Origin of the sequence: Mesorhizobium sp. M4A.F.Ca.ET.090.04.2.1 (assembly GCF_003999085.1) — a bacterium.
Classification (GTDB): domain Bacteria; phylum Pseudomonadota; class Alphaproteobacteria; order Rhizobiales; family Rhizobiaceae; genus Mesorhizobium.
Map to the genome: position 1 here is coordinate 1 of NZ_RZOT01000486.1, position 4794 is coordinate 4794.

Annotated in this window: 4 protein-coding genes; all 4 read right to left on the reverse strand. The window is 66.2% G+C overall.

Annotated elements, in window-relative coordinates; all coding sequences use genetic code 11:
• Positions 1 to 1138: urocanate hydratase (gene hutU / locus EN781_RS26225; protein WP_189347865.1), on the reverse strand; the 1138-nt coding region annotated here is incomplete at its 3' end.
• A gap of 25 nt (positions 1139 to 1163) precedes the next feature.
• On the reverse strand, positions 1164 to 1982 hold the full coding sequence (hutG, locus tag EN781_RS26230) for an N-formylglutamate deformylase (protein WP_126055033.1): 819 nt from the start codon (positions 1980 to 1982) through the stop codon (positions 1164 to 1166).
• A complete protein-coding gene (gene hutH, locus EN781_RS26235) occupies positions 1982 to 3523 on the reverse strand; it encodes a histidine ammonia-lyase (protein ID WP_126055034.1) in 1542 nt (513 codons plus the stop codon). The genes hutG and hutH overlap by 1 nt, the downstream gene beginning before the upstream one ends.
• A complete protein-coding gene (gene hutI / locus EN781_RS26240; protein ID WP_126055035.1) occupies positions 3520 to 4755 on the reverse strand; it encodes an imidazolonepropionase in 1236 nt (411 codons plus the stop codon). The genes hutH and hutI overlap by 4 nt, the downstream gene beginning before the upstream one ends.
• Positions 4756 to 4794 lie beyond the last annotated feature (39 nt).

Sequence of the window (4794 nt, forward strand, 5' to 3'; positions counted from 1 at the left end):
CCTTGGCGTCGGTCTTGTAGATATCCTCGGGATCGCCCGAAAGCGCTGCCCAGCGGAACGGGCCGATGCCGCGGCAGAACAGCGGCCGGATGTAGGCCGGCACGAAGCCAGGGAAAGCGAAGGCGTTCTCGAAGCCCTCTTCCTTGGCGACCTGGCGGATGTTGTTGCCGTAGTCCAGCGTCGGCACACCGGCGTTCCAAAACGCGACCATCGCCTCGACATGCTCGCGCATCGACGCGCGCGCCGCCTTCTCGACCGCCTTCGGGTCCGAGACGCGCTTCTCGCGCCACTCGGCCATCGTCCAGCCCTTGGGCAGATAGCCGTTGATTGGGTCATGCGCCGAAGTCTGGTCGGTGAGGATGTCGGGGCGAATGCCGCGCTTGAACATTTCCGGTACGATCTCGGCAGCGTTGCCGAGCAGGCCGACCGACTTCGCCTCGCCGGCCTTGGTCCAGCGCTCGATCATTTCCATTGCTTCATCGAGCGTCTCGGCCTTCTCGTCGACATAGCGGGTGCGTAGGCGAAAATCGATCGAGTCCGGATTGCATTCGATGGCCAGGCACGAGGCGCCGGCCATGACGGCGGCCAGCGGTTGCGCCCCGCCCATGCCGCCGAGGCCGGCGGTCAGGATCCACTTGCCCTTGAGGTTGCCGCCATAGTGCTGGCGGCCGGCCTCGACGAAGGTCTCGTAGGTGCCCTGGACGATGCCTTGCGTGCCGATATAGATCCAGGAGCCGGCCGTCATCTGGCCGTACATCATCAGGCCCTTCTTATCGAGCTCATTGAATTTCTCCCAGTTCGCCCAATGCGGCACGATGTTGGAGTTGGCGATCAGCACGCGCGGCGCATCGGCATGCGTGCGGAAGACGCCGACCGGCTTGCCGGACTGCACCAGCAGCGTCTCGTCATCGGCGAGCGTCTTCAGCGAGGCGACGATGCGGTCGAAATCGTTCCAGGTGCGCGCTGCGCGGCCGATACCGCCATAGACAACCAACTCGTTGGGGTTTTCGGCGACGTCGGGATCGAGATTGTTCATCAGCATGCGCAGCGGCGCCTCGGTCAGCCAGCTGCGAGCGTTGAGTTCGGCGCCGCGCGGGCTGCGGATCTCGCGGATGTTGTGGCGAGGATTGGTCATCATTGTCCCTTTCGAGTAAGGCGGCGCGTCAGCGCCCGGCCCAGTCAATGGTGGTTTCGAGGATGGTCTTCAGCGTGGCGCGGATCGGCGCCGCGTATTCGGGATCGTAGGGCACCGGCCAGTTGTCCGGCGCGCCCCTTCCTTCGGGCTCGCGCATGTAGCCGCGGTTGGAAAGCTCCATCTGCAGCGCATGGACACCGTTTTGCGGATGGCCGAAACTGCGCGTGATCCAGCCGCCCTTGAAGCGGCCGTTGACCACCCATGTCTGACCGGTTGCGGCCATGATCTCGGCGACCTTGGCCTGAAGGGCCGGATCGGTGCTTTTGCCGTCATTGGTGCCGAGGTTGAACACCGGCAGCGTGCCCCCGAACAGGCGCGGCAGCACCGAGCGGATCGAGTGGCAGTCGTAGAGGACGATTCTTCCGTGCATGCCGTGCAGGCGGTCGATCTCGGCCTGCAGGGCGGCATGGTAAGGCTTGAAGTAGGTCTCGCGGCGCTCGTCGATTTCCGAAGGCGTCGGCTCCTCACCCATATGGTAGAGCGGATCGCCGTCGAAGGTCTCGGTCGGGCAAAGGCCGGTCGTCGCCTGGCCGGGATAGAGCGAGACGCCGGACGGGTCGCGATTGACGTCGATGACGGTGCGCGAGATCGCGGTGTGCACCACCGTCGCGCCGAGGTCGGCCGCAAAATCGTAGAGCTTGTCGATCCACCAGTCGCAGTCGCGGCGGCCGAGCCAGGGCGAGACCAGCCGGCTGTCGAGACCGGCAAGGTCGATGCCGGTGTGCGGGATCGAGACCAGCAAGGGTGCGGTGCCTCGGGTTACGGTGAGCCAGGAAGGCGCGGCCATCACACCGCTCCCGCAATCGCCGGCAAGGCCACGGCGCTCGCCGCACTCACCGCGGCGCCGCTGCGCACCATGGCGATGGCCTTTTCCATGTCGGGATGGAAATGGCGGTCATTGTCGAGATGCGGCACTTCGGCCCGGACCAGCTTGCGCACCGCTTCAAGAGCTTCGCTCGACGCCAGCGGCGCATGGAAATCGCAGCCTTGAGCGGCCGCCAGGAGTTCGATGCCGATGACGGCGGTCGCATTCTCGATCATGCCAAGCAAGCGGCGGGCGCCGTGCGCGGCCATCGAGACATGGTCTTCCTGGTTGGCGGAGGTCGGGATCGAATCGACGCTTGCCGGATAGGCCTTCTGCTTGTTTTCGGAAACCAGCGCCGCCGCCGTCACCTGCGGGATCATGAAGCCGGAATTCAGTCCCGGCTTCGGCGTCAGGAAGGCCGGCATGCCGGACAGCGCCGGATCGACCAGCATGGCGATGCGGCGCTCCGACAGCGAGCCGATCTCGCAGACGGCAAGCGCGATCATGTCGGCGGCGAAGGCCACCGGCTCGGCGTGGAAATTGCCGCCCGAAAGCGCCGTATCGTCCTCGGCGAAGATCAGCGGATTGTCGGTGACGCCATTGGCCTCGGTCTCAAGCGTGTCGGCCGCCTTGCGCAGCACATCGAGGGCGGCGCCCATCACCTGCGGCTGGCAGCGCAGGCAGTACGGATCCTGCACGCGCTCGTCGCCCACGCGGTGCGATTCACGGATGGCGCTGCCGGCCATCAAATTGCGCAGCGCATCCGCCGTCTCGATCTGGCCGCGATGCTTTCTGAGCAGATGGATGCGCGGGTCGAAGGGCGCGTCCGAGCCCTTGGCGGCGTCCGTCGACAGCGCGCCGGCGACCAGCGCCGACTGATAGAGGGTCTCGGCCTCGAACAGGCCGGCCAGCGCGAAAGCCGTCGAGAACTGCGTGCCGTTGAGCAGCGCCAGGCCTTCCTTGGCACCCAACGTCACCGGCTCCAGCCCGTGCGAGACGAAAGCGACCTTGGCCGGGAAACGACCGTGCGGGGTAAAACATTCGCCGACGCCGATCATCGCTGCCGTCATGTGCGACAGCGGCGCGAGGTCGCCGGAGGCGCCGACCGAGCCTTGCGCCGGCACCACCGGAATGACGTCGTTGGCGAGCATCGCTTCCAGCAGCGCGATGGTCTGCGGCCGCACGCCGGAGGCGCCCTGCGCGAGGCTGGCGAGCTTCAGCGCCATCATCAGCCGGGTGACGGCAACCGGCATAGGCTCGCCGACGCCGGCGGCATGCGACAGCACGATGTTGCGCTGCAGGGTTTCGAGATCGGCGGCGGGTATGCGCACGCTGGCCAGCTTGCCGAAGCCAGTGTTGATGCCATAGACCGGCTCGCCCTTGGCGACAATCCGCTCAACCGCCTCGGCGCTGGCCTTGATCCTCGGCTTGCAGGCGGCGTCCAGCTTCGGCACCGCGCCGCGGTAGATGGCGCGCCAGTCGGCCAGCGTTGCGTTGCCGGGCTTCAGAACGAGTTCGGTCATTGTCCTCTCCAGATGCGGGCATGCAGCGGGTTGAAACCCATGCGGTAGACGAGTTCGGCCGGGCGCTCGATGTCCCAGATGGCGAGGTCGGCGGACTTTCCCGCCTCCAGCGTGCCGGTGTTTTCCAGCAGGCCAAGCGCACGCGCGGCTTCGCGGGTAACGCCGGCAAGGCATTCCTCGACAGTCAGCCCGAACAAGGTGGCCGCCATGTTCATGGTGAGCAGCAGGGACGTGAGCGGCGAAGTGCCAGGATTGCTGTCCGTGGCGACCGCCATCTTCACGCCATGCCGGCGGAACAGCTCGACCGGCGGCCTCTTGGTCTCGCGGATGAAGTAATAGGCGCCGGGCAGGATCGTCGCCACGGTTCCGGCCCTGGCCATCGCCGCCGCGCCCGCCTCGTCGGTGTATTCGAGATGGTCGGCCGACAGCGCGCCGTAACGCGCGGCAAGCTCGGCGCCATGCAGGTTGGAGAGCTGGTCGGCGTGGAGTTTTACGGGCAGACCGAGCGTCTTGGCCTTGTCGAAGACGCGCGCCATCTGCTCCGGTGAAAAGGCAATGCCCTCGCAGAAACCGTCAATCGCGTCGGCCAGGCCTTCCGCGGCCACGGCGGGCATGATCTCGCTCGCGACGAGATCGATGAAGGCGTCCTTGTCGCCCTTGGCCTCCGGCGGCAGAGCATGGGCGGCGAGGCATGTCGTGCGGACCGTCACCGAGCGTTTGTCACCGAGTCGCCGCGCGGCACGCAGCGACTTCTTCTCATTGTCGACGTCAAGGCCATAGCCCGACTTCACTTCGATCGTGGTGACACCCTCGGCGATCAGCGCGTCGAGGCGCGGCAATGTCTGGGCTACCAGTTCGTCCTCGCTGGCGGAACGCAATGACTTCACCGAGGAAACGATTCCGCCGCCGGCTTTGGCCACCTCTTCATAGGTGGCGCCGGCCAGCCGCATCTCGAACTCGTTGGCGCGGTTGCCGGCGTAGACGAGATGGGTGTGGCAATCGACCAGGCCGGGCGTGACCCAGCGGCCTTCGCAGTCGGTGATGTCAGCGCCCTGGGCAAGCGCCGCCGGCAGATCGGCTTCCGGCCCGGCATAGGTGATCAGGCCGTCGCGCGCGACGACTGCGCCCCTTTCGGCGATGCCCAGTCCCGGCGCGCCTTCGGCCATCGTCGCCAGGCGCGCATTGCGCCAAAGGTGAAGGCCCCCTGCCCGGCTTTTGATTTCTGCCGCCATCATCTTTTCCGTTTGATTGGATAACAATTATGTATATAC

Coding starts and splice junctions, on each gene's coding strand:
- hutI (WP_126055035.1), bottom strand. CDS start 4,755: ATGGCGGCAGAAATCAAAAGCCGGGCAGGGGGCCTTCACCTTTGGCGC.
- hutG (WP_126055033.1), bottom strand. CDS start 1,982: ATGGCCGCGCCTTCCTGGCTCACCGTAACCCGAGGCACCGCACCCTTG.
- hutH (WP_126055034.1), bottom strand. CDS start 3,523: ATGACCGAACTCGTTCTGAAGCCCGGCAACGCAACGCTGGCCGACTGG.